We start from the raw sequence: 20,441 nt of genomic DNA, 5'->3' as shown, positions 1-20,441 counted from the left end.
AAAAGTGCACGCACTACGCGAACGGGGCATCGGCGAACCCGCACACGGTGATGTCAATGGACCCCACCTGAGCCTGCCCGGCGAGCCCGGCTCGGACCGCTCCGGCGACGTCGCGGACCAGCCGGGGCGCCGACGCGTCGGTCAGCGCGGCGATCCGCACCCGGATGTTGACCCGGGAGCCGGCGTCCTCAACGGCGACCAGTGTTTCGTCGGCGCCGAGGGTGCTCGCCAGGCCGGCGAGCACCGCCGAGCGGGCCGGATACAGGCCGGCAACACCGTCCACTCCGGCAATGATGTCCTGCACCCGGAGGGCTAATTGGTCCTTATTCATTCACCTCTCCCTTCGGGCTCTTGAGGTAGTGCTCGTGGACGTCGGTTACCGCCACGTCGACAGACGTGAGGTTCAGCTCCGAGTGGTTGAGCACCGTGTGGGCGATCCGCGACCGCAACGACTCGATCATCGATGGGAGCGGGTGCCCGTAGAAGGCTGTCACGGTGACCTCAATCCTGACGTCGGCCCCAGGCTCGGTGATGTCGCCGTGCAGGCGGCACTTACCGATGGTCGCCCCGTCAACGTCGTCGCCAGTGCTGCGGATGAGGGCGAGGAGACTGCCCTCGGTTTCGGTGAACGAGTCATCGGGATGCTCACTGGACAGGGGAACGCTCCGGCCGGAACGCATCTCCAGCCGGAGGTTTCCGAGAATGGACTGCAGCCACGGCTCGTCGGCTGAACCGGCGTGTTCAGTGTCGGCTGCCGCAAGGTCGCCTGTCAGCCGGTGAAGCGAACGGAGGCCCGCCAACCCCGCCTGGCATTCGGGGCACCGCTGGTAGTGCTGTTCGGCCGGTGAATGGCCGGTCAGTAGGTAATCTTCAAGCTCGTCGAGGCTGTGGCCACAACCAGGATCCTGGGTTCCGTCGCTCATCGCCAGTCCTCCATTTCCTTCATCAGGGTGGTTCGTGCTCTCGATAGCCGACCGCGAACGCTGTCGGTGGTGATATCCAGCGTCTCGGCGATGTCCTCGTAGGACTGCCCGCCCATCTCCTTGAGGACCCAACAGTGGCGCTGCTCGACCGGAAGCTTCCTGAGGGCTGCCACGAGGGACCGCATCTGATGGTCCTGCTCCGCCGCCCGCTCGGGGCCGGGTGCAAGATCGGACGGTTCGACGTCGTCGAGGCTCGCCGGGTACTTGCGCCTCCGGATCAGGTCGATGCTTTTGCGGCCGCAAATGCGCATCAGCCACGGTTTCACAGCGTCGCCATCCTGCAGTTCACCCAGCAGGTTCCACGCCTGAAGCAGGGTTTCCTGCACGGCGTCGTCAGCGTCGGCCGTTGACCCGGTGAGGCGGCGGGCGTACCCGCGCATCAACGGTCCGTAGCGCCGGGCGAGTGCCTCAAACGACGCAACGTCGCCGTCGGAGGCCCTCTCCACCAGGAAGGAGTCCGCTGCATCATCGAGGTTCAGGCGCGGCCGGGTCGGGACGGTCAATCGACCCTCCGGGTGCGGGTGAACCGTGCCCTGGCCCCGGTCTGGACGCTGAGCAGGACCGGGAGGCGCTCGCCGAGCAGCGTGTCCAGTCCCCGGATGGCCTCCTCGGCTGCGGCCACCACGGCTCCCGGGGAGGCCCCGCGGCGCGGCTGGACCCTGATCCGTAGGCCGGTCCGCCTCCGCACCCGCCAGGAGGACACCGCGACGGCGAGGATCTGCCCGTTGCCTTCGAGGGCAGTCCTGAGAGCGTCGGCCACCAGCGTCGTCTCAACGGTGGTGCTCCCCGACTCACCCTCCTGCCGTCCCACGGCAGCGGTGCGGCCGCCACCCTGGGAGGTGATCCACCCGATGAGCAGGGCGGCACAGGCCGCGACGAGCACCAGGGCGGCAACGGTCCACCAGCTGAGGTCGGCGGTCAGGGGTGCCGAGGCCAGCAGCCCCGGGAGTCCGTCGACGGCGGCGGTACCGGCCGTGGACCAGGCATCGGCGACGGCGGGCACAAGGCCCGCCGCAGCGGTGAGGGCGCCGAGCGCGGTCAGGATCAGCCCGAGCACAGTCAAAAGGGTCCGGTTGAGCCAGCGGTGGGTGGAACTCATATGCCTAACGCTCCTTCGTTCCTGATGTTGATCCTAACGCCCGGTTCCGGGCGGATCCCGTACCCGGCGAGCTCCTTCTCGACGGCGGCCTGAAGGAGCCGTTCGTCGAGGGGAGACCCGCTGGTGGGGCGGACGTCGACGGTGATGCGGCGCCGGTCGACGCGGGTGGACACCTGATCGGGATCCAGCCCGGCCTCCTGCCGGGTGCGGCGCGACACGGCGGCGGCGACAACTTCCGAATCGATGACCACCGCCGCCCGCTCATGGCCCACCACGTGCAGCGCCTTGGTGCCGGGGGTGACGGCGACCAGCAGCACCAGCAGACCCACCAGGGCCAACCCGGCGCCGGCCGCGACCAGCCCCCAGGGGAGGGTTGTCTGGGGCAGGCCGGCAACCCACTGGAGCAGGGTCGGAGGGTTCGCCACCAGCGCTGGTTGGCCGAGGAGGGACAGGATCGCTTCGGTCCCGAGCCACGCCAGCACCACCAGCAGGACGACGGCGGCAGTCACCGACGCGACGGCACGGGAGGAATGCGTTTCGCGGCGGAGGAGCCTGCGGGTGTGCAGTGTTTCGCTCATGCCACTGTCCTTTCCGCCGGGGGGCTGATCCCGGTCAGTTTGATGTCGATGCGGCCCACCTGCGACCCGGTCACCTCGGCAGCCGTCTTGCGGATGCCGGTGCGGGCGCGGTCGGCGCGCTCAAATAGTGTCCCCCCGCCCTCCTGGACGGAGTGGGGGTCCCCGGCCGCCTGGAGGAGGGTCGGTGCGGGGAGAGGGACCGAAACGGTCACTCCGAGCGCCCCGCCGTCGTCGGCCAGGCTGACCCGCACGTCGCGCCGCGGGATGCCGAAGGCAGCCGCCGCAACAGCCTCGGTGGTGTGGGTCAGCGCCGCCTTGGTGATGCGCGTGTGCCCGGCACGTCCAGCCGGAGCCGGCTGGTTGTTCGCGGTCATGAGGAGGAGCGCCTGCCCCGCAGGGCATCGAGCACCGACCCGAGGTCAAGCTTTCCTTCGGCGGTGCGGCCGACGACGGCACCGATGGCCATGAACAGCGCCACCAGGACGAAACCCCAGAAGCCGAAGATCAGGGCCGCGAACGCGAGGGCGGCGCCGGCTGCGACGCCTGCAGTGGTGGGGCTCATGAGACGCGCGCTTCGGCGGGAACGGTCTGGGCGTCGTCGGCGGCTGAATCATCGCCGGGGACGTGGATGTCGGTGATGGTCACGTTGACCTCGGTGACCTCCATGCCCACCAGGTCCTCGACCGCCGCGTAGATGGCGTCGCGAACCTGGCCTGCAACGTCCTTGAGCGGGTGTGGGTACTCGGCGACAAGGGTGATGTCGACGGCAACCTGGGTCTGGCCTACCTCAACGCTGATGCCCTGCGTGTGGTCCTTCTGGCCGACGGCGTCACGGAGAGAACCGAGGGCGCGTGCCGCGCCGCCGCCCAGGGCGTGGACGCCGGGGATGTCACGGACGGCGATGCCGGCAATCTTGGCGATCACGTTGTCGGCGATGGCTGTGGTGCCGCGGCCGTCAGCGTTGGGGTTCTTCCCGACGACGGTTCCCGGGGTCGGCTTGGTGGCCTGGGTTTTGTCCTGAGGCTGGGTAGTCATAGTGAACGCTCTCCTTAATTGATAAGTCACTGATCAATCAACACTGAAGTTGACGGGCTATTTGGGTGACCCCTGAGGGGCGCACCTGCCACTAAGACGTTCCCGCTGTAGACAATGTCACGGTGGGTTTGAGGTGACCTGTATCACACCATCGACAGGCTGTATCGACTGCCAATCGTGACCGTCGTGTGACAGTTCCTTAATATTGCTGTGCGTATCCTGTAAAAGAGGTCCGATCGATTGCGCCTCAAACTATTTCGGATAATTGCCCACGGGCTGACACGTAACCAAGGTGAAGAGGGTATTGATTTGTTGGATTTCTTTGGAGACCGGCTACCTCAAATCCTGTTCTCCAGCTGGCAGCACTTTTCCCTCGTCGTCCAATGTCTGATCCTCGGCACCCTGATTGCCGTAGTGATCGCAGCACTGGTGTACCGCAGCAGCTTCTTCAGGTCACTCGCCAACAGCGTCTCAGCGGTGGGGCTCACCATCCCTTCGTTCGCCTTCATCGGCCTCATGATCGCCCCCTTCGGGTTCGGCGTCACACCGGCCGTGATCGTGGTGTCCTTCTTCGCCGCCCTGCCGATTCTGCGGAACGCGGTGGTGGGGCTGACCGGAATCGACAGCGCCGTGGTGGAATCCGCCAGAGGCATCGGTATGAGCCGCTTCCGCACCCTGCTGCAGATTGAACTTCCCCTCGCCTGGCCGGTGATCCTGGCCGGCATCCGCGTCTCCGCGCAAATGGTGATGGGCATCGCCGCGATCACCGCCTACGCGCTGGGCCCGGGTCTGGGCGGCTTCATCTTCTCCGGGCTGTCCCGGCTGGGCGGCGCCAACGCCATTGAATCTGTCGCTACCGGCGTCATTGCCGTCATCATTCTTGCCCTTGTGCTCGACGTCCTGCTCATCGGCCTCGGCCGACTAACCACTCCGCGAGGTATCCGTGTCTGAGACCCTTCCCACAGCAACCACCACCCGTGACAACGCCGGGAACGGGATCACCGGCGCCAGTATCCTGCTGGACAAGGTCACCAAACACTATCCAGGTCAGGATTCCCCGGCCGTTGACGGTCTCACCCTGGAGATCCCGGCCGGCAAGATCGTCATGCTGGTTGGCCCCTCGGGGTGCGGCAAGACCACCACACTGAAAATGATCAACCGGCTGATCGAGCCCACCGAGGGCCGGATCGTCCTCGACGACGATGACGTTACGGACATCAACGGGGACAGTCTCCGACGCCGGATCGGCTACGTCATCCAGGCCGGCGGACTGTTTCCGCATATGACCGTTGCAACCAACATCGGCATCGTGCCCAAGATGCTCGGCTGGAGCAAGGACAGGATTGCTGCACGGGTCGACGAACTGCTGGAACTGGTGTCCCTGGACCCGGCGCAGTACCGTGACCGTTTCCCCAAGGAACTCTCCGGAGGGCAGCAACAGCGCGTGGGGGTGGCCCGCGCCCTGGCCGCCGACCCGCCCGTCCTGTTGATGGACGAGCCGTTCGGTGCCGTGGACCCGATCACCCGGCAGCGGCTCCAGGACGAACTGCTCAACATCCAGGCCGAGCTGCAGAAAACCATCGTCTGCGTCACCCACGACTTCGACGAAGCGGTCAAGCTCGGCGACTGGATCGCCATCTTCACCGACGGCGCTCAACTGGTGCAGTACGACACCCCGGAACGGATCCTCGCCAACCCGGCGAACGAATTCGTCGAGAACTTCATCGGTTCGGGCGCCGGCCTGAAACAGCTCACACTCACCCGGGTCAATGAGGTGGATCTGGCCGACGCCGTCGTCGCGCAGATCGGCGACCTGGGCAGCGATGTGCTGTCCCGGCTCGACGCGGCGCACCACGACCACGCGGTGATCGTCGACGGGAAGAACCGCCCCATCCAGTGGCTCACCCGTCGCCAGCTCACCCGCACCGAAAAGGTCAGCGACGACCGGGACGCGAAACTCCCCGTGGTCGGCGACCGGGCCACCCTCAACGACGCACTCGACACCATGCTCGTCTCCAGCGCCGGTGCAGCCCTCGTCACCGGGAAGCGGGACACGTTCCTCGGGGTGATCGACGTCGAAACCGTGATGGATGCGATCGGCCGCGCCCACACCCACGCCCGGTCGGCGCACTCGTCCGGGCGGCCCGTGGGCGTCAACACCGGCACGCTGCAGGCCGTCGAGGAGCAGGACAACCGCCCCGACGCCGATCGCGACGGCGATTCGGCCGGCACCGCTGGATCCGGCCAGTGAGCGCTACCGCACCCGTCCAGAACCCCCAGGTGCTCGCCGCGCGGGCGGACGCCGCCGGCACCTCATGGCGGCCCCTGGGCTACCAGCTGGCGGGTATCCTCGCTGCGTTCGCCGCCCTGGTGATCTGGGCGCTGACCGCTGACCTGTCGGAGGTCGAGCTCAACACGCTCAACCCTGACACCCTGCTCGGCTACACGCTGGAACACCTCGCTCTGACAGCCGTCTCGGCAGTGATCGTGCTCCTCATTGCCATCCCGCTCGGTGTACTGCTGACCCGCGGCCCGTTCCGGCGGTTGACCGGACCCGTGCTCGCCGTCGTCAATATTGGCCAGGCCGCCCCGGCCATCGGCCTGATTGTGCTCCTTGCCTCCTGGCAAGGGTTCGGGTTCACCGCGGCCATCACCGCACTGGTCCTCTACGCCCTGCTTCCGGTGCTCCGGAACACCATGGTGGGCATCAACCAGGTGGACGAACGCCTCGTCGAGGCCGGCCGGGGGATGGGCATGAGTGCCACGGCCGTCCTGTTCAAGGTGGAGCTTCCTTTGGCCGTCCCGGTCATGCTGGCCGGCATCCGCACCGCGCTGGTGCTCCTGGTGGGCACCGCTGCACTGGCCGCGTTCATCAACGGCGGCGGGCTGGGCATTCTTATCATCACCGGCGTGAACCTGAACCTGGTGAGCGTGCTGGTGGTCGGCTCAGTCCTCGTGGCACTGCTCGCTCTTTTGGTCGACTGGATGGGGCGCGTCGTCGAACACGTCGCCCGCCCGAAAGGACTCTGATGCTCTCGTCAGCCCCCGCGCGATCAGGAACCCCACGGCAGGCCCTGCGCCGCGCCGCAGGTGCCGCAATCGTGCTCTCCACTGCCCTGCTCGCCACCGGCTGCGGACTGCAGCCCGCCACCTCGTATGTCCCGCTGGCGGGACCCGGCAGTATCGAGGAGATTGTCGACGGCGAGCCGCTGACCGTCACCTCCAAGAACTTCACCGAGCAGCTGATCCTCGGCAAAATCTCGGTTCTGGCCGGGCAGGCCGCTGGGTTCGACGTCACCGATCTGACCAACGTTCCCGGCAGCCAGCCCGTCCGTGAACTGTTGCTCGCCGGGCAGGCCGACGTTACCTGGGAGTACACGGGCACCGCCTGGCTGACCTACCTCGGTATGAGTGAAGGGTTCCCCAACCAGGAGGAGCAGTTCGACGCTGTCTACGAAGCCGACCTGTTGAACGGTCTGACCTGGGGGGACACGGCGCCGCTGAACAACACGTACGCGATCGCCGTGCGCAGCGAGGCAGTCGAGGACCTCGGCGGGATCAGCACCATCGCCGAGATCGCTGAACTGCCGGTGGAGGAGCGGACCTTCTGCGTCGAAGCCGAGTTCAACTCCCGGCCCGATGGCATGAATCCGCTCCTGGCCCACTACGGGATGGAGCGCGGCGCCCCGGACGGCGTCCCCGATGACAACATCAGCATCTTCGATACCGGCGCCGTCTACACGGCCACCGACAACGGGGACTGCAACTTTGGTGAGGTGTTCGCCACCGATGGGCGGATCGATGCGCTTGACCTCACGGTCCTGGAGGACGACCTCGGCTTTTTCCCCGCCTACAACGCGGCACCGGTGTTCTACACGGAAACTCTCGACGCGCACCCGGGTCTCGAGGACGTCTTCGGTGCGATCGCCCCCACGCTGACCGACGAGGCACTGCGGGCCATGAACCTGCGGGTCGACGTCGAGGGTGAGGAACCCGCCGACGTCGCTTTCGATTTCATGGTGGAGCAGGGCTTCATCTCGGAGCCCGACGGCGCGCTCGGCTCCGGCAGCTAGGTATCCCGTGGTCCGGCAGGTCCGGCAGGTCGGGCAGGACAACAGGCCACCCTGTCAGGCTTGCTAGGGCTCGATCACGGTGAGGGCGGTGATCATCCGCTCCAGCCGTGCAATCCCCGTGAACCGGCCGGCATTGTCGGTGACCAGGAGCGGCTCGAACCGGTAGGCGGCCTCGCGGGTCATTGACCGGTCAAGAGCGTCGCCCAGGGGGGTGTCAAGGTTGGCGCGCATACCCTGACTCACCACGCCCAGCGCCGCGGCATCGGGGGTGAGCACCGAGATCGGTCGCAGATCGGCATCGATCAGCACCACCGAGGCCAGCCCTGGGTCCTCGGTGAACGCCCCGATGGCCTCACCCATGTCCAGGACCGCCGGCGCCGGCTCGACGACGTCCCGCAGGACGGTCTTCCGGGCGGCTGATTGCCGGGACGCCAGGCGGTGGGCGAGCTCAAAATCGATCCCCGCCCACGGTGGTGCGGGTCGGGCCAGCAGGTACCCCTGGACAAGGGGGACACCCAGGCTGACCAGGGTGTCGAGTTCCTCAACCCGTTCCACGCCCTCAGCGAGGATCCAGGCGTCCACGCGGCTGGCAAAGATCCCGAGCATTTCGATCAGTGCCCGTTTTGCCTCGTCCCGGTCAACATCCTGGATCAGTTCCCGGTCAATCTTGATCATGGAGGGGCGCAGCTGCAGCAGGTGCCGCAGCCCGGCATAGCCGGCCCCGGCGTCGTCGACGGCGATCAGCGCACCCGCTGACCTCAGCTGGTGCAGATCCGGTTCCAGCTCAAGGTAGGAATCGATGGGGGTCTGCTCGGTGAGCTCGACGATCAGTCCGCCGAGGTCTCCCTCCTGGCGCCAGACGGCGCGGATGGGCTCCGACGTGAGGAGCTCGGGGGAGACGTTGAGGGTCAAAAAGCAGTTGGTGGGCAAATCTGGGCGCGCCAGCAGAGCTACCCGCAGGGCGGCCGACTCAAGGTCAGCGCTCCGTCCGTGCCGACGCGCGGCAGCGAACCAGACCTCGGGGTTCTTTTCCTCAAAGCCGGGGAACCGGGCCAGCGCTTCGTAGCCGACCACCGAGCCACGGGACGTGTCGATGATCGGCTGGTAGGCCGCCGCGAGTCCGTCGCCACGGCAGGCACGCGCCAGCAACTCCTCCCAGGCCGGTGCGTCACCGCGGTTGGCCCGGGAGGAGCCGGTGGCAGAAATCAACTAACTGGTTGGATGGCACCGCGGACAGACTGGACCAGACTGTCTGGCACCGACGTCATGCCGTGAACCGCGGCGGCGTGAGCGCCCACCCGGGCGAGGATTTCGTCGTCTGAGCTGCACACCCACTTCGCTTCGCAACCGGGAACCACATCACCACATGCAAACGACTTCATCGAATCTCCTTGTGCTACGCCTTCTTTGGCGGTGAATTGCCTAACGGTACGTGATTGTACCCAAGCGACTTCGAACGTTATTCGCCACAGTGGCGCAGAAAGACTGCCGCACCACCGGCTTGAACACCCCCAGTATTCAAAGACGATCTTGACTATCGGCCACTGAACCGGTTTAGTTAAGTTTACTTAACCGGTTAAGTGATGCGTATCACCTAACCCGGGCCCTGTAAGCGGAGGAACGAGGCGACAATGGCGGTAACCATCAGTGACGTAGCCCGGGCTGCCGGAGTGAGTAAGGGTGCTGTCTCTTACGCCCTCAACGGGCAGGCAGGAGTCAGCGAGGATACCCGCCGACGGATTCTCAGCACCGCTGCCGCCCTGGGCTGGACGCCCAGCCTGCGGGCCAGGTCCCTGTCCTCGTCCAAGGCCTACGCGCTCGGCCTGGTGGTGGCCCGTGACCCGAAGCTGCTGGGCAGCGACCCGTTCTTCCCCACCTTTATCGCGGGCATCGAGACCACCCTGGCGGACCGCGGCTATTCCCTGGTCCTGACCGTCGCCACCAAACCGGGGGCCGAGGAAGCCAGCTACCGGCGGTTGGCACACGAGGGCAGGGTTGATGGTGTCATCCTCAGCGACATGCGCACCGACGATTCCCGGATCGCCCTGCTGCTGGAACTGGGGCTCGCGGCTGTCACCCTGAACCGCCCCAACACCCTGTCGCCGTTCCCTGCGGTCTGCATGGATGATACCGAGGGAATCAGTCAGGCCGTCCAGCACCTCGTTGACCTGGGTCATACCCGGATTGCTCATGTGGGCGGCTCCCAGCACTACATCCATGGTCTGAGCAGGCGCAACGCGTGGGCCAACACGCTTGACCTGAACGGGCTGCACCACGATCTCTTCATCGAGGCGGACTTCGGAGCACTTGAGGGCGTGGCCGCTACGGCCGACCTGTTGGCACGGACGAACCCGCCCACGGCCATCGTCTACGCGAACGACATCATGGCCACTGCGGGGCAGGCCTACGCGCAGCAGCACGGGCTGCGGATTCCCGACGACCTCTCCATCACCGGCTACGACAACACCGAATACGCCCAGTACCTCAACCCAGCGCTGACCAGCATCGGCAGCGACCCGCTGCTCTGGGGCAGCGCCGCAGCGCAGGTACTGCTCAACCAGCTCGAAGGCACCCACGATGGTGACGACGTCGTCCTTCCGGCGCCAGGACTTATTACCCGCGGGTCCACCGCGGCACCCCAAGGCCGGAGTACCCCCGGCAGTAGCTAGCGCATCAACCACAGTGAAAGTGATCTAGGAGAAAACGCAATGACGCGATACACCAAGCGAGCACTGGCCATCACGGCCACCGCCATGATGGGTCTGGGACTTGCCGCCTGCGGCGGGGGCGGCGGCGACGCAGCCAGCGATGGAGAGCTGACCAGCGGTCCCATCACCATCTGGTATTCGAACAACCAGCAGGAAGTCGCGTGGGGCGAAGCGATGGTTGAAGCCTGGAACGCTGACAACCCCGACCAGGAGGTCACCGCCCAGGAGATCCCCGCGGGGACCAGCTCCGAGGAGGTCATTGCCGCTGCGATCACCGCAGGCAACGCCCCCTGCATTGTCATGAACACGGCGCCCGTCGCAGTTCCGCAGTTCGAGGAAATGGGGGGCCTTGTCCCGCTGGACACCTTCGAGGACGGCGTCGAGTACGTCGAATCCCGCAGCGGCGAGGTCGCCGAGCAGTACAAGTCAGCTGACGGCCAGTACTACCAGCTACCCTGGAAATCCAACCCGGTAGTGCTCTATTACAACAAGGACATGTTCGAGGCGGCAGGGCTCGACCCCGAGAACCCTGCACTGGGCACCCAGGACGAACTCCTGGAAACGTCCCGCACCCTGGTCGAATCGGGTGAAGCCGAGTATGCCATGTGGCCTTCCCCGGCTGGCGAGTTCTACCAGTCCTGGTTCGACTTCTACCCCTTCTTCGCTGCAGCATCCGGTGGATCGCAGTTGGTGGTTGACGGCGAGGCAGCCTTCAACACCGAGGAAGGCAAAGCAGTCGCGGGGATGTGGCAGACCATGTACGAGGAAGGATTGTCCTCGCAGGAGGCTTATACCGGCGACTCCTTCGTCGACGGGAAGGCAGCCATCGCCATCTCCGGTCCGTGGGCCATCCCGGTTTACGGCGACGACGTCAACTGGGGGACAGCACCCGTGCCGGGTCTTGCCGAAGGCGATGAGAGCTATACCTTCTCGGACGCCAAGAATATGGCCATCTACTCGGCCTGCGACAACAAGCAGACCGCCTGGGACCTGATGAAATTCGCCACCAGCGAGGAGCAGGACGGAGCGCTGCTGGAAGCGACCGGCCAGATGCCGATCCGCGCCGACCTGAGCGAGGCCTACGCCGAGTACTTCGCAGCCAACCCTGACTACACCGAGTTCGCCGATCAGGCTTCTCGGGCCGTCGAGGTCCCCAACGTCCCCAACTCGGTGGAAATCTGGCAGACCTTCCGTGACGCCTACGGTGCATCGGTGATCTTCGGCAACGAAACAGTCGACGACGCGTTCACCACCGCCGCCGAGGAGATCACCACCCTCGCCTCCGAAGAGTAGACGGACCGACGGTGACTGCTTCAACCACCGTCGGTAAGCCGCGGGATCCGGGTACCAGCCCGGGTCCCGCCTCCCGCCGGCGCAACAGACTGCTGGGACGCCAACCCCTGGGGCTCGCGTTCAGTGCACCGTATGTTCTCTTCATCCTCGCGGTGCTCGCTTTTCCCCTCGGCTATGCCGTCTACATTTCCTTCCACGACTTCTTCTTCACCGCCCCGGGCGTCGCCGTCGAACGGCCTTTTGTCGGGTTCGATAACTATGCGGCGGTCCTCACGGATCCCGACGTCGGCCGTTCGTTCGCGAACATCGGCGTGTTCCTGATCATCAATGTTCCCCTCACCGTGGTGTTGTCGCTGGTGCTGGCCAACGCACTGAACCGGGTCACCCGGCTCCGCACGTTCTTCAGGGTCAGCTACTACGTTCCGTACGTGACGGCGAGCGTCGCCGTCGTCGGCGTGTGGCTGTTCCTCTTTTCCCAGAACGGCTTGATCAACTCGCTTCTGGGTCCGTTGGGCCCGGACCCGTCATGGCTCGTGAACTCGGGCCTGGCCATGCCGACCGTGGCACTGTACGTGACCTGGAAGCAGCTCGGATTCTTCATCCTGCTCTACCTGGCCGCACTGCAGAACATTCCGGAGGAACTCTACGAGTCCGCCTCGGTGGATGGCGCAGGGAAGATCAGGCAATTCTGGAGCATCACGATTCCCAGCGTCCGGCCCGCCAGCTTCCTCGTTACCCTGCTCGCCACCATCACCGGTGCGAACCTGTTTACCGAGCCCTACCTCCTCACCGGCGGTGGCGGACCTGACGGCGCCTCGACGTCACCCGTGTTCCTGATGTACCAGCAGGGCATCCTGCAGGGCAATCCCGATACGGCTGCCGCCCTCGGCGTCATCCTGGTGCTCGGGGTTCTGCTCCTGGCATTCCTCCAACGCCGCTTTATCGGCGGAAAGGACGACTGACATGGCCAAGGACTTCCAGCCGGCCCTCAGTACGACGTCGGCCGCGCCACCCGTCACCCCGGCCCCGGCACTGCGGGCCTCATCGACCGACAAGCACCGTGGGTTGCGGCCCTTCAGCTTCATCCTGCTCGCCGTCGGCGCATTCGTGTTCCTGTTTCCCTTCTACTACATGCTCATCGGTTCCCTGCAGACCGAACCCGACACCTCGGTGGCCGGAGCGTTCCCGAACTTCGGGAACATTACCGGAGCGAACTACGTCCTGATCAACGAGTCGATCAACCTCTTTCGGGGCCTGGTCAACTCGGGGATCTTCACCGGCGGGGTGATCCTGTGCACTGTGCTGTTCGGGATCCCGGTGGGTTACGCCCTGGCGCAAATGCAGTTCCGTGGGCGGGGCGTGGTGTTTGCCATGCTGCTGCTGGTCCAGATGATCCCGTTCCAGCTGCTGCTGATCCCGCTGTACGTGCTCATTGTGCGGGATTACGGGCTGGCGGACAGCTATCTGGGCATGATTCTGCCGTTCGCCATCAACTCAACCGCGGTGTTCGTGTTCAGGCAGTACTTTCTGCAGCTGCCCGTCTCCCTGTTTGAGGCGGCTCGGATCGACGGGGCATCCGAGCTCCGTATCCTGCTGCAGATCGCGATTCCGCTGGTGCGCCCGGCGATCGTCACCGCCATCCTGCTGACGTTCATCGGGCCGTGGAATGAGTTCCTGTGGCCGTTCCTGGTCACCAAGGACACCGCGTTCCAACCCCTCGCCGTGTCCCTCGCCAACTACATCTCCAACGTTGCGGCCACCGCCGCCAACCCGTTCGGTGCCATCCTGGCCGGTGCCTGCGTGCTCGCGGCTCCCGCCGTCGCACTGTTCATCTTCTTCCAACGCCAGTTCATTTCGACCAATATCGGATCAAGCGCAAAGGGCTAACCTTCAATGACTTCGCAAACCACAGCTTCCCCCACCACCCTGTTACCCACCGTGCCGTTCACCCTGACGCGTGCCGGTGTCATCATGAGCCCCGAGGAGGGCAACGACTTCGAGGCCGAAGGGGTCCTCAACCCGGCCAGCGGCCGCGGACCGGACGGGGAACTGTACCTGCTGCCCCGGCTGGTCTCCAAAGGCAACGTCTCCCGTGTGGGGCTAGCCAAAATAGTGATCGAGAACGGGGTACCCACCGGCGTCGACAGGATGGGTGTGGTCCTGGCACCGGATGAGGGCTGGGAACGCGGCACCAATAACTCAGGCACCGAGGATCCCCGCACCACGTGGGTGCCCTCGCTCGGACTGCACCTGATGACTTACGTGGCGTACGGGCCGATGGGCCCCCGGATGGCCTTCGCCACGTCCACCGATCTGCGGACCTGGCAGCGGCTCGGCCCCTGCTTCTTCGAGTACAAGGCCGACCTGTCCATGGACCTGAACCTGTTCCCCAACAAGGACGGCGTGTTCTTCCCCGAACCGGTCAACGACCCCGACGGCGTCCCCTCCTACGCGCTCCTGCACCGCCCCATGTGGGATCTGGGCTGGATCCGCGAGGGCGAGGGCGAGCACCTGCCCGCCGGGATCACCGACAACCGGCCCGGCATCTGGATCTCCTACGTCTCCGTTGAGGACGTCGAAAGGGACCTCCGCAACCTGGTCCACATGGGCAAACACACCCTCGTGGCGATGAGCGAGTTCGAGTTCGAGGAACTGAAGATCGGCGGTGGCCCACCTCCCATCCGGGTCGACGAAGGCTGGCTCATCATTCACCACGGGGTGGCGGGTGCTCTGGAGAAGTCGGCGTTCGACCACCAGCAGAAAGTCAACTATTCGGCGGCGGCCATGATCCTCTCGGCCGATGACCCATCGATCGTGATCGCCCGCAGCCGCGAACCGTTGCTGGCCCCGGAAACCGAGGACGAAAAGTCGGGCATCGTGCCCAACGTGGTTTTTCCCACGGCCATCGAGGAAATCGACGGTCAACTCTTCGTCTTCTACGGCATGGCTGACTCCAAAATCGGTGTGGCCCGCCTTGATCGGGTCGCGTCATGAGCGTCGTACGGGCGGCATGCATCCCGTGCCTGGCCGTCGGTGTCTCACTGGCCATCGTCGGCGTCGGGATGGCACCGGTGGCTGCTGCCCCGGCCGCAGCGGTTTCCGCAGCGGTCCTTCCTGCGGTCGGGGCTGCCGAAACGGCACCCCTGACCAACACCTCCCACCTGGACTGGCTGCTTGACGAGGTACCGGTTCCCGACATTGCCGGTCACAGTACCTACCAATCAGGCGACCAGCCCACGGCCCTGGCGCCGTGGACGTACGCCGACCGGAACGACGACGGCACCTACCGGAAAATCGGTGGCGGAAACCTCAACGCCGAGGGCGACTGGAGCCAGGGCGCCTACAACGCTGATGACATCTCCCGCACCGCAGTGGTGTACCTCAGGCACTGGCAGCAGACCGGGAGCGAAGCGAGCAAGGAGTCGGCCTTCCAGACCCTGCGGTCGCTGGCCTACCTGCAGACCACTGACGGCCCCAATGCCGGGAACGTGGTGCTCTGGCAGCAGACCGACGGCGACCTCAACCCCAGCGCCGAACCCATTGAACTGCCGGACCCCAGCGATTCGGCTGAATCCTACTGGGTGGCCCGCACGGTGTGGGCCCTCGGCGAGGGTTACGCAGCGTTCAGCGAGGCCGACCCCGAGTTCGCCGCCTTCCTGCAGGAGCGCCTGCACCTGTCGCTCGGCGCACTGAACCGCCAGTCGCTGGGCCGGTACGGCCAGTATGACGTGGCCGACGGCGTGGCGGTTCCGGCCTGGCTGATCGCCAACGGCGCCGACGCGTCGGCCGAAGCGGTACTGGGCCTGTCGGCCTATGTTGCTGTCGAGCCGGCCGATGAGGTGGCCCGGACGGCGCTCTCCCAACTGAGCGAAGGCATCGCCGAGATGTCGGCCGGGGACACCCGGGCCTGGCCCTTCGGTGCCATCCTGCCCTGGACCAAATCGCAGACCTTCTGGCACGCCTGGGGCGGCATGGCCCCGGCCGCCGTCGCCGACGCGTCAGTGGTGCTGGGTCGGCCGGACCTGGCCGACGCGGCCGTCAAGGACACCGCCGGTTTCACCGCTCAGCTGATCGCCGCCGGTGGGCCGGACAACGCGTGGACGCCGACTCCCTCGGAACGGGTGCAGATCGCCTACGGCGTCGACTCGCGGCTGCAAAGCCTGGTCTCGACGGCCGAAGCGACGGGTGCCACCGGGCTGTATGAGCTGGCGGCGGTGATGGGTGGCTGGTACTTCGGCGCCAATCGTAGCGGCGAGCCCACCTACAACCCGGCAACGGGTGTCACCTTCGACGGTGTCCAGTCCGATGGCACCGTCAACCTCAACTCGGGTGCCGAGTCCACCATCCACGGGTTGCTGTCCATGCTGGTCCTCGACGCCCACCCGGCGTTGAAGGCTGACGCCCTGGGTATTGACCAGACCGTCGCCACCGACGGGCTCACCGTGGTGGAAGCGGAAACCGGGACCATCAAGGGCAACGGCAGCATGATCACGGCCGAGTCGGCGTGGACCGGGGAGGCGAACATCTCCGGCGGCGCGTACGCGCAACTGAGCGCCGGCGCACGTCTGCGCATCCCGGTGCCCGCGCACCAGCAGGAACGCAACGTGTATCCGATCGTGAACCGGACTATTGAGGACGCGGGTACCACCACCTGGTCGGGGAAACGGAAGCTCGGCACCACCCCGAATGGTGGGGCGGGCGAGCAGGGCATCACCGACGCGCCGGGGCTGTTGCAGCCGTTCAGCCTCGACCGGGTTCTGAAGCGTGGAGAGCGCAGCGTGAGCGCAGCCGTCGACGGTGGTCCCGCTTCGATCGACGCGCTGCTTCTCCAACCGCTGATCTCCTCGGTGACGGTGGACGGTCCGGCAGGGGAGTCGACCATCTATGTCAGTGCCGCCGAGAAGAAGACGCTGCACCAGGTGAAAGTGCCGCGCGGGTACTGGCTGGAACAGCAGGCCTACGATGCGGCAGGGCAGCCGGTTGCCTTACCGGGCAGCAAGGGCAAGGCGCAAGTCAAGGGTAAGGGCAAGGATCAGGGCACGGTGTACGTGGCGCCGGGAGGCTTCACTGAGACCTCGCTGGTCCGCAAGTAAAAAGGATGGTCGCCCGGCCGGGGAACCCTGGCCGGGCGGTCGCTCGTCAAGCGTTATCCGACTTGCCGGGCGGTGTTCACCGGCTATTGGTTTGATCTCTGCTTTGATGGAGGTCAATTAGGTTGTAAACGGTTACCGCCAGCTACCTAGAAGGTCACCATGAATTACCGGACGGCCGAGCATCCCCGGCCGCAGCAGTTTATCCTCCACCTCAGCGACACCCACCTGCTCGGTGGGCCCGGGCCACTGTACGGGGCGGTGGATAGCGAAGCCCGGTTACGACAGATTTTCACCGAGTTGGAAGACTCGGGAGCCCGGCCGGAAGCGCTGGTCTTCACCGGAGACCTGGCCGACCGGGGCGAAGCGAACGCTTACGCGAAGCTCCGCGCCATTGTCGAACCCGCCGCGGCGAAGCTCGGCGCCGAAGTGATCTGGGCGATGGGCAACCACGATGACCGGGCCAACTTCCGGGTCGGCCTGCTCGATCAGGCACCCGACTCCGCCCCGATCGACCGCAGCTACCTCATCAACGGGCTACGCATCATCACCCTTGATTCGACGGTGCCGGGCCACCATCACGGCGAGTTCAGCCACGACCAGCTGGTGTGGCTGGCCAATGAGCTCCTCACCCCGGCGCCGCACGGCACCCTGCTGGCACTGCACCACCCACCGATTCCCTGCGTGCAGGACCTCTCGGTCCTGGTGGAGTTGCGCGGCCAACGCCAACTGGCCGACGTCGTCCGCGGGTCCGACGTGCGCGGCATCCTGGCCGGGCACCTGCATTACTCGACCACCGCCACCTTCGCCGGGGTGCCGGTCTCCGTGGCGTCGGCCACCTGCTACACCCAGGATCTGGGGTACGACGGCGGCGGTACCCGCGGGCAGGACGGTGCCCAGGCCTACAACCTGGTCCACGTCTATGAGGACACGATTGTGCACTCGGTGGTGCCGATTGGCGCGTACCGGCCGGTGGGCGAGACCGTCCCGCTGGCGGAAACACGCCGCCGGCTCGAGGCCGCGGGTGTGTCGATTGCCGACGCGGCACCGGCCCGCCAGCTCACCGGGGCCTGAGCGCAGGCTCGCTGGCTTTTTTATCAGGCTCCCGGCCTCGGTCCGGCTATTTTTCCCAGGGCGCCTTGATGGGGAAGTACTTCTCCAGGAAATCGGTGACCAACCGGGCCCGCTCCTCGGCGGGGACCTCGGGGAAACTGCCGTCGTTGAGGCAGAAGAAGTCGGTGTGCCGTTTGTCGAGCAACTTGTTGAGGCTGCGCAGCCCCGACCGCATGGTGGTGTCGATGTACTGGACCTTGGCTGACTCCTGGGTGACGGCCCGGCCGGTCAGCAACGCGTAGTAGTGGTACAGCGAGTTGGTGACAGAAATGTTGTCCTTGGCGCGGAACCGTGACGCGGCGGTGGCCGTGAACTCGGCGGCGAACTCTTCCTCCATTTCCAGGAGCACGCTGCGGCGCAGGGGAGCCGCCGTGTGTTCGAGGTGCCGGGTGGTGATCCTGCCGAAGCGCTCATGCAACAGCCGGCGGTTGACCCGGGCTGCGTTCTCGAAGCCGCTGCGCTCGGCGTCGTTATCGCCCAACCCGATGCGGGTGTCCGCCTGGATGAACTTGGTGATCCCGCCCGGCGAGAAGAACATGTCCGGGGACACCGGGCGGCCGAAGAACATGTCGTCGTTGGAGTACAGGAAGTGCTCCGACAGCCCGGGAATGTGCTGGAGCTGGCTTTCGACGGCCTGCGAGTTATGGGTCGGGAGCACCGACGGATCCTTGAAATGCTCCTCGGAGCGGACCAGGGTCACCGACGGGTGATCGGCCAGCCAGGAGGGCGCGTCCGAATCGGTGGCGATGAAAATCCGGCGGACCCACGGAGCGAACATGTACACCGACCGCAAGGCGTACTTCAGCTCGTTGATCTGACGGAACCGTGCCTCGTGATCGTCGCCCGAACCCACCACGGCGCCCTGCATCCGTGCGGCGCGGGCGGCCTGGAACTCGGGTGAACTGCCGTCCACCCAGGAAAACACCAGGTCAATCTCGAAGTCGATGTCGGTCGCATGATCGGCGAACATGTTGTCGATCGTGGGCCACATCAGCCCGTGGCGTTCCACCGACCCGCGGACCACCTCGGAGGAGGGGAGGTTGCGGCGGGTCAGGGAGTTCTCGACCGGCAGCTCGATGGTGTCGCCGCCGAGCTTCCACAGCTCAATCTGCACGCCGGCTGACGGCCCGAACGCCAGGCCGCCGATCGGTTCGATCCGGGGGCGGAACAGGCGGAAGATCCGGGCTTTGCTGCTGTGGGACAGGGAACCGTCGGTCACCAGGAGGGTGGTCTTGCGCTTCGTGTCCACGGTGCGGGAGTAGAACGGCTCATTCTCGCAGGCTGCGACGAGGGCGTCGCGGAGACGGTCACGGTGCTTCAGGTCGATCGCGATCACCGGACGCTCATCATTGCCGCGCACCAGCAGGTACTCAATGGCAGCGCCTTCAAGCGCGGCGCGGATGAACAGCAGATCCTCCACCATCGCCTGGTGCGGGGTGACGTTCTGGTTGATCAGCGTGAAACGGCGTTTGACGGTGGTGATGTCGGCACGGTCGTTGAAACGCGCTACTGCAGCGCGCGACGCCGACTCGAGGACTTCGGCCTCGTTGACGGGTTCGGGCGCGCCGAAGTAGATATCGTGTTGGGCGGCAGTATCCGTAATGTGATCCTCCAGAGGGGTACCGGGTGTCTTAGCTCCATGATAAAGCCTGCTCACCACTGGCAGGTCCGCTGGTCGACCCGGCCGTTGGCCGCGAGATCGGCATGGCGCAATTGACGGTCCCGCGGGTCTGGGGCCGTGGCGCAGGTTAGGGAGCCGTCGACTCGCTGGCGTCCAGTTCCAGGGTTAACTCAATGCAACGCAGGCGGGCCGGAGACCAGTCGTAGGGCATCTTTCCAACAGCTTCAATCAGGGTCCCGGACTTCTGCCCGGTGCCGGCCCCTTGGCCAGCCTCGTCCTGAACGCCCTCAGCAACAGCCGGGTGGAGATCGTCCCAGGCGTCGAAAATCGCCTCGTCGTCCTGAGCCAGGCCAGAATCCTCAATGACGGCATTCAGCGCCAATTCGAAGGCGTGCCGTTCGGCAGCCACCCGTGCCACGCGGGGGTCGTCGACGGTGACCGTGTCATCGAGTGCCTCCTCCGCGGCATCAACGCGGTCGGATGCCTCCCGCAGACCCGGGTGGGTGGCCAAAGCGATGTACCGGGTCGCATTGACAGCCGCACCGGGCGGGCCGAAGATCCGCTCGATGACCAGCAGGTTGTCCAGGTCAGGCGGGCGATCCCGGCGTCGGCCATCTTGCGGATCCACAGGAGGCGGATCATCTCTTCGTAGCCGTAGCGGCGGCGATTGTCGCTGCCCCGCTCGGGCTCGGGGAGCAGCCCGATCTCGTGATAGTGGCGGATCGCCCGCGGTGTGGTGCCGACAAACGATGCTGCGTCACCGATCCTGACCTGACGCGGCGGAACAAAGGACGAAAACATGAGCGGGGCCTTCCTCAGTGGGACGGGACATGAGTCCACTGGACCAC

Annotated in this window: 23 protein-coding genes and 1 pseudogene; 11 read left to right on the top strand and 13 right to left on the bottom strand. The window is 65.8% G+C overall.

The annotated features are described in order from the left end of the window. Window positions 1-13: 13 nt before the first annotated feature. Genes IWX62_RS08015 through IWX62_RS07980 form a run of 8 tightly spaced genes read right to left on the bottom strand, consistent with a single transcriptional unit; the run spans window position 14 to window position 3,695 of the window. Window positions 14-331, bottom strand: coding sequence for a hypothetical protein (locus IWX62_RS08015; RefSeq protein WP_196840833.1), 318 nt, complete (start codon window positions 329-331; stop codon window positions 14-16). Continuing rightward, window positions 324-923 carry an Asp23/Gls24 family envelope stress response protein gene (locus tag IWX62_RS08010; protein ID WP_196840832.1) on the bottom strand — a complete coding sequence of 200 codons (600 nt, stop codon included), beginning with the start codon at window positions 921-923 and terminating at the stop codon, window positions 324-326. Before IWX62_RS08010 ends, IWX62_RS08015 begins: the two co-directional genes overlap by 8 nt. After that, the gene (locus tag IWX62_RS08005) at window positions 920-1,486 is read right to left on the bottom strand and encodes an RNA polymerase sigma factor (protein ID WP_196840831.1); all 567 of its coding nucleotides are present in this window, start codon (window positions 1,484-1,486) and stop codon (window positions 920-922) included. The genes IWX62_RS08010 and IWX62_RS08005 overlap by 4 nt, the downstream gene beginning before the upstream one ends. Continuing rightward, window positions 1,483-2,082 carry a hypothetical protein gene (locus tag IWX62_RS08000; protein ID WP_196840830.1) on the bottom strand — a complete coding sequence of 200 codons (600 nt, stop codon included), beginning with the start codon at window positions 2,080-2,082 and terminating at the stop codon, window positions 1,483-1,485. The genes IWX62_RS08005 and IWX62_RS08000 overlap by 4 nt, the downstream gene beginning before the upstream one ends. After that, window positions 2,079-2,660 carry a DUF6286 domain-containing protein gene (locus IWX62_RS07995; RefSeq protein ID WP_196840829.1) on the bottom strand — a complete coding sequence of 194 codons (582 nt, stop codon included), beginning with the start codon at window positions 2,658-2,660 and terminating at the stop codon, window positions 2,079-2,081. The genes IWX62_RS08000 and IWX62_RS07995 overlap by 4 nt, the downstream gene beginning before the upstream one ends. Continuing rightward, the gene (locus IWX62_RS07990) at window positions 2,657-3,034 is read right to left on the bottom strand and encodes a hypothetical protein (RefSeq protein ID WP_196840828.1); all 378 of its coding nucleotides are present in this window, start codon (window positions 3,032-3,034) and stop codon (window positions 2,657-2,659) included. Before IWX62_RS07990 ends, IWX62_RS07995 begins: the two co-directional genes overlap by 4 nt. Beyond that, a complete protein-coding gene (locus tag IWX62_RS07985) occupies window positions 3,031-3,222 on the bottom strand; it encodes a DUF2273 domain-containing protein (RefSeq protein ID WP_196840827.1) in 192 nt (63 codons plus the stop codon). Before IWX62_RS07985 ends, IWX62_RS07990 begins: the two co-directional genes overlap by 4 nt. Then, window positions 3,219-3,695, bottom strand: coding sequence for an Asp23/Gls24 family envelope stress response protein (locus tag IWX62_RS07980; protein WP_196840826.1), 477 nt, complete (start codon window positions 3,693-3,695; stop codon window positions 3,219-3,221). Before IWX62_RS07980 ends, IWX62_RS07985 begins: the two co-directional genes overlap by 4 nt. Window positions 3,696-4,004: 309 nt before the next feature. Between IWX62_RS07980 and IWX62_RS07975 the strand changes: the two genes are divergently transcribed. Genes IWX62_RS07975 through IWX62_RS07960 form a run of 4 tightly spaced genes read left to right on the top strand, consistent with a single transcriptional unit; the run spans window position 4,005 to window position 7,768 of the window. Continuing rightward, entirely contained in the window at window positions 4,005-4,646 is a 642-nt protein-coding gene (locus tag IWX62_RS07975; protein ID WP_196840825.1) for an ABC transporter permease, read from the top strand. After that, window positions 4,639-5,946 (top strand): ABC transporter ATP-binding protein, encoded by a 1,308-nt coding sequence (locus IWX62_RS07970; RefSeq protein WP_333483283.1) that lies wholly within the window; start codon window positions 4,639-4,641, stop codon window positions 5,944-5,946. Before IWX62_RS07975 ends, IWX62_RS07970 begins: the two co-directional genes overlap by 8 nt. Further along, window positions 5,943-6,725, top strand: a complete 783-nt coding sequence (locus IWX62_RS07965; protein WP_196840824.1) for an ABC transporter permease — start codon at window positions 5,943-5,945, stop codon at window positions 6,723-6,725. The genes IWX62_RS07970 and IWX62_RS07965 overlap by 4 nt, the downstream gene beginning before the upstream one ends. Then, on the top strand, window positions 6,725-7,768 hold the full coding sequence (locus IWX62_RS07960) for a glycine betaine ABC transporter substrate-binding protein (RefSeq protein ID WP_196840823.1): 1,044 nt from the start codon (window positions 6,725-6,727) through the stop codon (window positions 7,766-7,768). The genes IWX62_RS07965 and IWX62_RS07960 overlap by 1 nt, the downstream gene beginning before the upstream one ends. 63 nt (window positions 7,769-7,831) lie before the next feature. Here the strand turns inward: IWX62_RS07960 and IWX62_RS07955 are convergent, their stop codons facing one another. Next, window positions 7,832-8,977: an EAL domain-containing protein gene (locus IWX62_RS07955; protein ID WP_333483282.1), complete on the bottom strand. Its 1,146-nt coding sequence runs from the start codon at window positions 8,975-8,977 to the stop codon at window positions 7,832-7,834. Continuing rightward, window positions 8,974-9,150, bottom strand: a complete 177-nt coding sequence (locus IWX62_RS07950) for a DUF1059 domain-containing protein (protein WP_196840822.1) — start codon at window positions 9,148-9,150, stop codon at window positions 8,974-8,976. Before IWX62_RS07950 ends, IWX62_RS07955 begins: the two co-directional genes overlap by 4 nt. Before the next feature lie 249 nt (window positions 9,151-9,399). Here IWX62_RS07950 and IWX62_RS07945 point away from each other — a divergent pair, with 249 nt between their 5' ends. The 7 genes from IWX62_RS07945 (at window position 9,400) to IWX62_RS07915 (ending at window position 17,933) form a co-directional block, all read left to right on the top strand. Next, complete coding sequence (locus IWX62_RS07945) at window positions 9,400-10,437, top strand: LacI family DNA-binding transcriptional regulator (RefSeq protein ID WP_196840821.1); 1,038 nt, start codon at window positions 9,400-9,402, stop codon at window positions 10,435-10,437. 39 nt (window positions 10,438-10,476) lie between these two features. Beyond that, a complete protein-coding gene (locus tag IWX62_RS07940) occupies window positions 10,477-11,769 on the top strand; it encodes an extracellular solute-binding protein (protein WP_196840820.1) in 1,293 nt (430 codons plus the stop codon). Between the two features lie 11 nt (window positions 11,770-11,780). Beyond that, on the top strand, window positions 11,781-12,731 hold the full coding sequence (locus IWX62_RS07935; RefSeq protein WP_196840819.1) for a carbohydrate ABC transporter permease: 951 nt from the start codon (window positions 11,781-11,783) through the stop codon (window positions 12,729-12,731). Window positions 12,732-12,900: 169 nt separating this feature from the next. After that, window positions 12,901-13,656, top strand: a complete 756-nt coding sequence (locus IWX62_RS07930; protein ID WP_333483300.1) for a carbohydrate ABC transporter permease — start codon at window positions 12,901-12,903, stop codon at window positions 13,654-13,656. A 6-nt stretch (window positions 13,657-13,662) separates the two neighbouring features. After that, window positions 13,663-14,763: a glycoside hydrolase family 130 protein gene (locus IWX62_RS07925; RefSeq protein WP_196840817.1), complete on the top strand. Its 1,101-nt coding sequence runs from the start codon at window positions 13,663-13,665 to the stop codon at window positions 14,761-14,763. Beyond that, window positions 14,760-16,862, top strand: a complete 2,103-nt coding sequence (locus IWX62_RS07920; protein ID WP_196840816.1) for a hypothetical protein — start codon at window positions 14,760-14,762, stop codon at window positions 16,860-16,862. The genes IWX62_RS07925 and IWX62_RS07920 overlap by 4 nt, the downstream gene beginning before the upstream one ends. Window positions 16,863-17,021: 159 nt before the next feature. Beyond that, window positions 17,022-17,933, top strand: coding sequence for a phosphodiesterase (locus IWX62_RS07915; RefSeq protein WP_196840815.1), 912 nt, complete (start codon window positions 17,022-17,024; stop codon window positions 17,931-17,933). A 46-nt stretch (window positions 17,934-17,979) separates the two neighbouring features. On the opposite strand, the gene IWX62_RS07910 is transcribed toward IWX62_RS07915, so the two are convergent. The 3 genes and pseudogenes from IWX62_RS07910 to IWX62_RS16250 all read right to left on the bottom strand — a co-directional run. Beyond that, a complete protein-coding gene (locus IWX62_RS07910) occupies window positions 17,980-19,629 on the bottom strand; it encodes a stealth conserved region 3 domain-containing protein (RefSeq protein WP_196840814.1) in 1,650 nt (549 codons plus the stop codon). Window positions 19,630-19,720: 91 nt separating this feature from the next. Continuing rightward, the gene (locus IWX62_RS07905; RefSeq protein ID WP_333483306.1) at window positions 19,721-20,221 is read right to left on the bottom strand and encodes a hypothetical protein; all 501 of its coding nucleotides are present in this window, start codon (window positions 20,219-20,221) and stop codon (window positions 19,721-19,723) included. Window positions 20,222-20,250: 29 nt separating this feature from the next. Beyond that, window positions 20,251-20,394: pseudogene (locus IWX62_RS16250) on the bottom strand (MerR family transcriptional regulator); the annotation flags it as partial. Window positions 20,395-20,441: the final 47 nt, after the last annotated feature.

This window comes from Arthrobacter sp. CAN_A1 (genome assembly GCF_015751665.1).
GTDB lineage: Bacteria > Actinomycetota > Actinomycetes > Actinomycetales > Micrococcaceae > Arthrobacter_D.
Note: the sequence above shows the minus strand (reverse complement) of the source record. Positions and strands in the feature narration are given on the sequence as shown.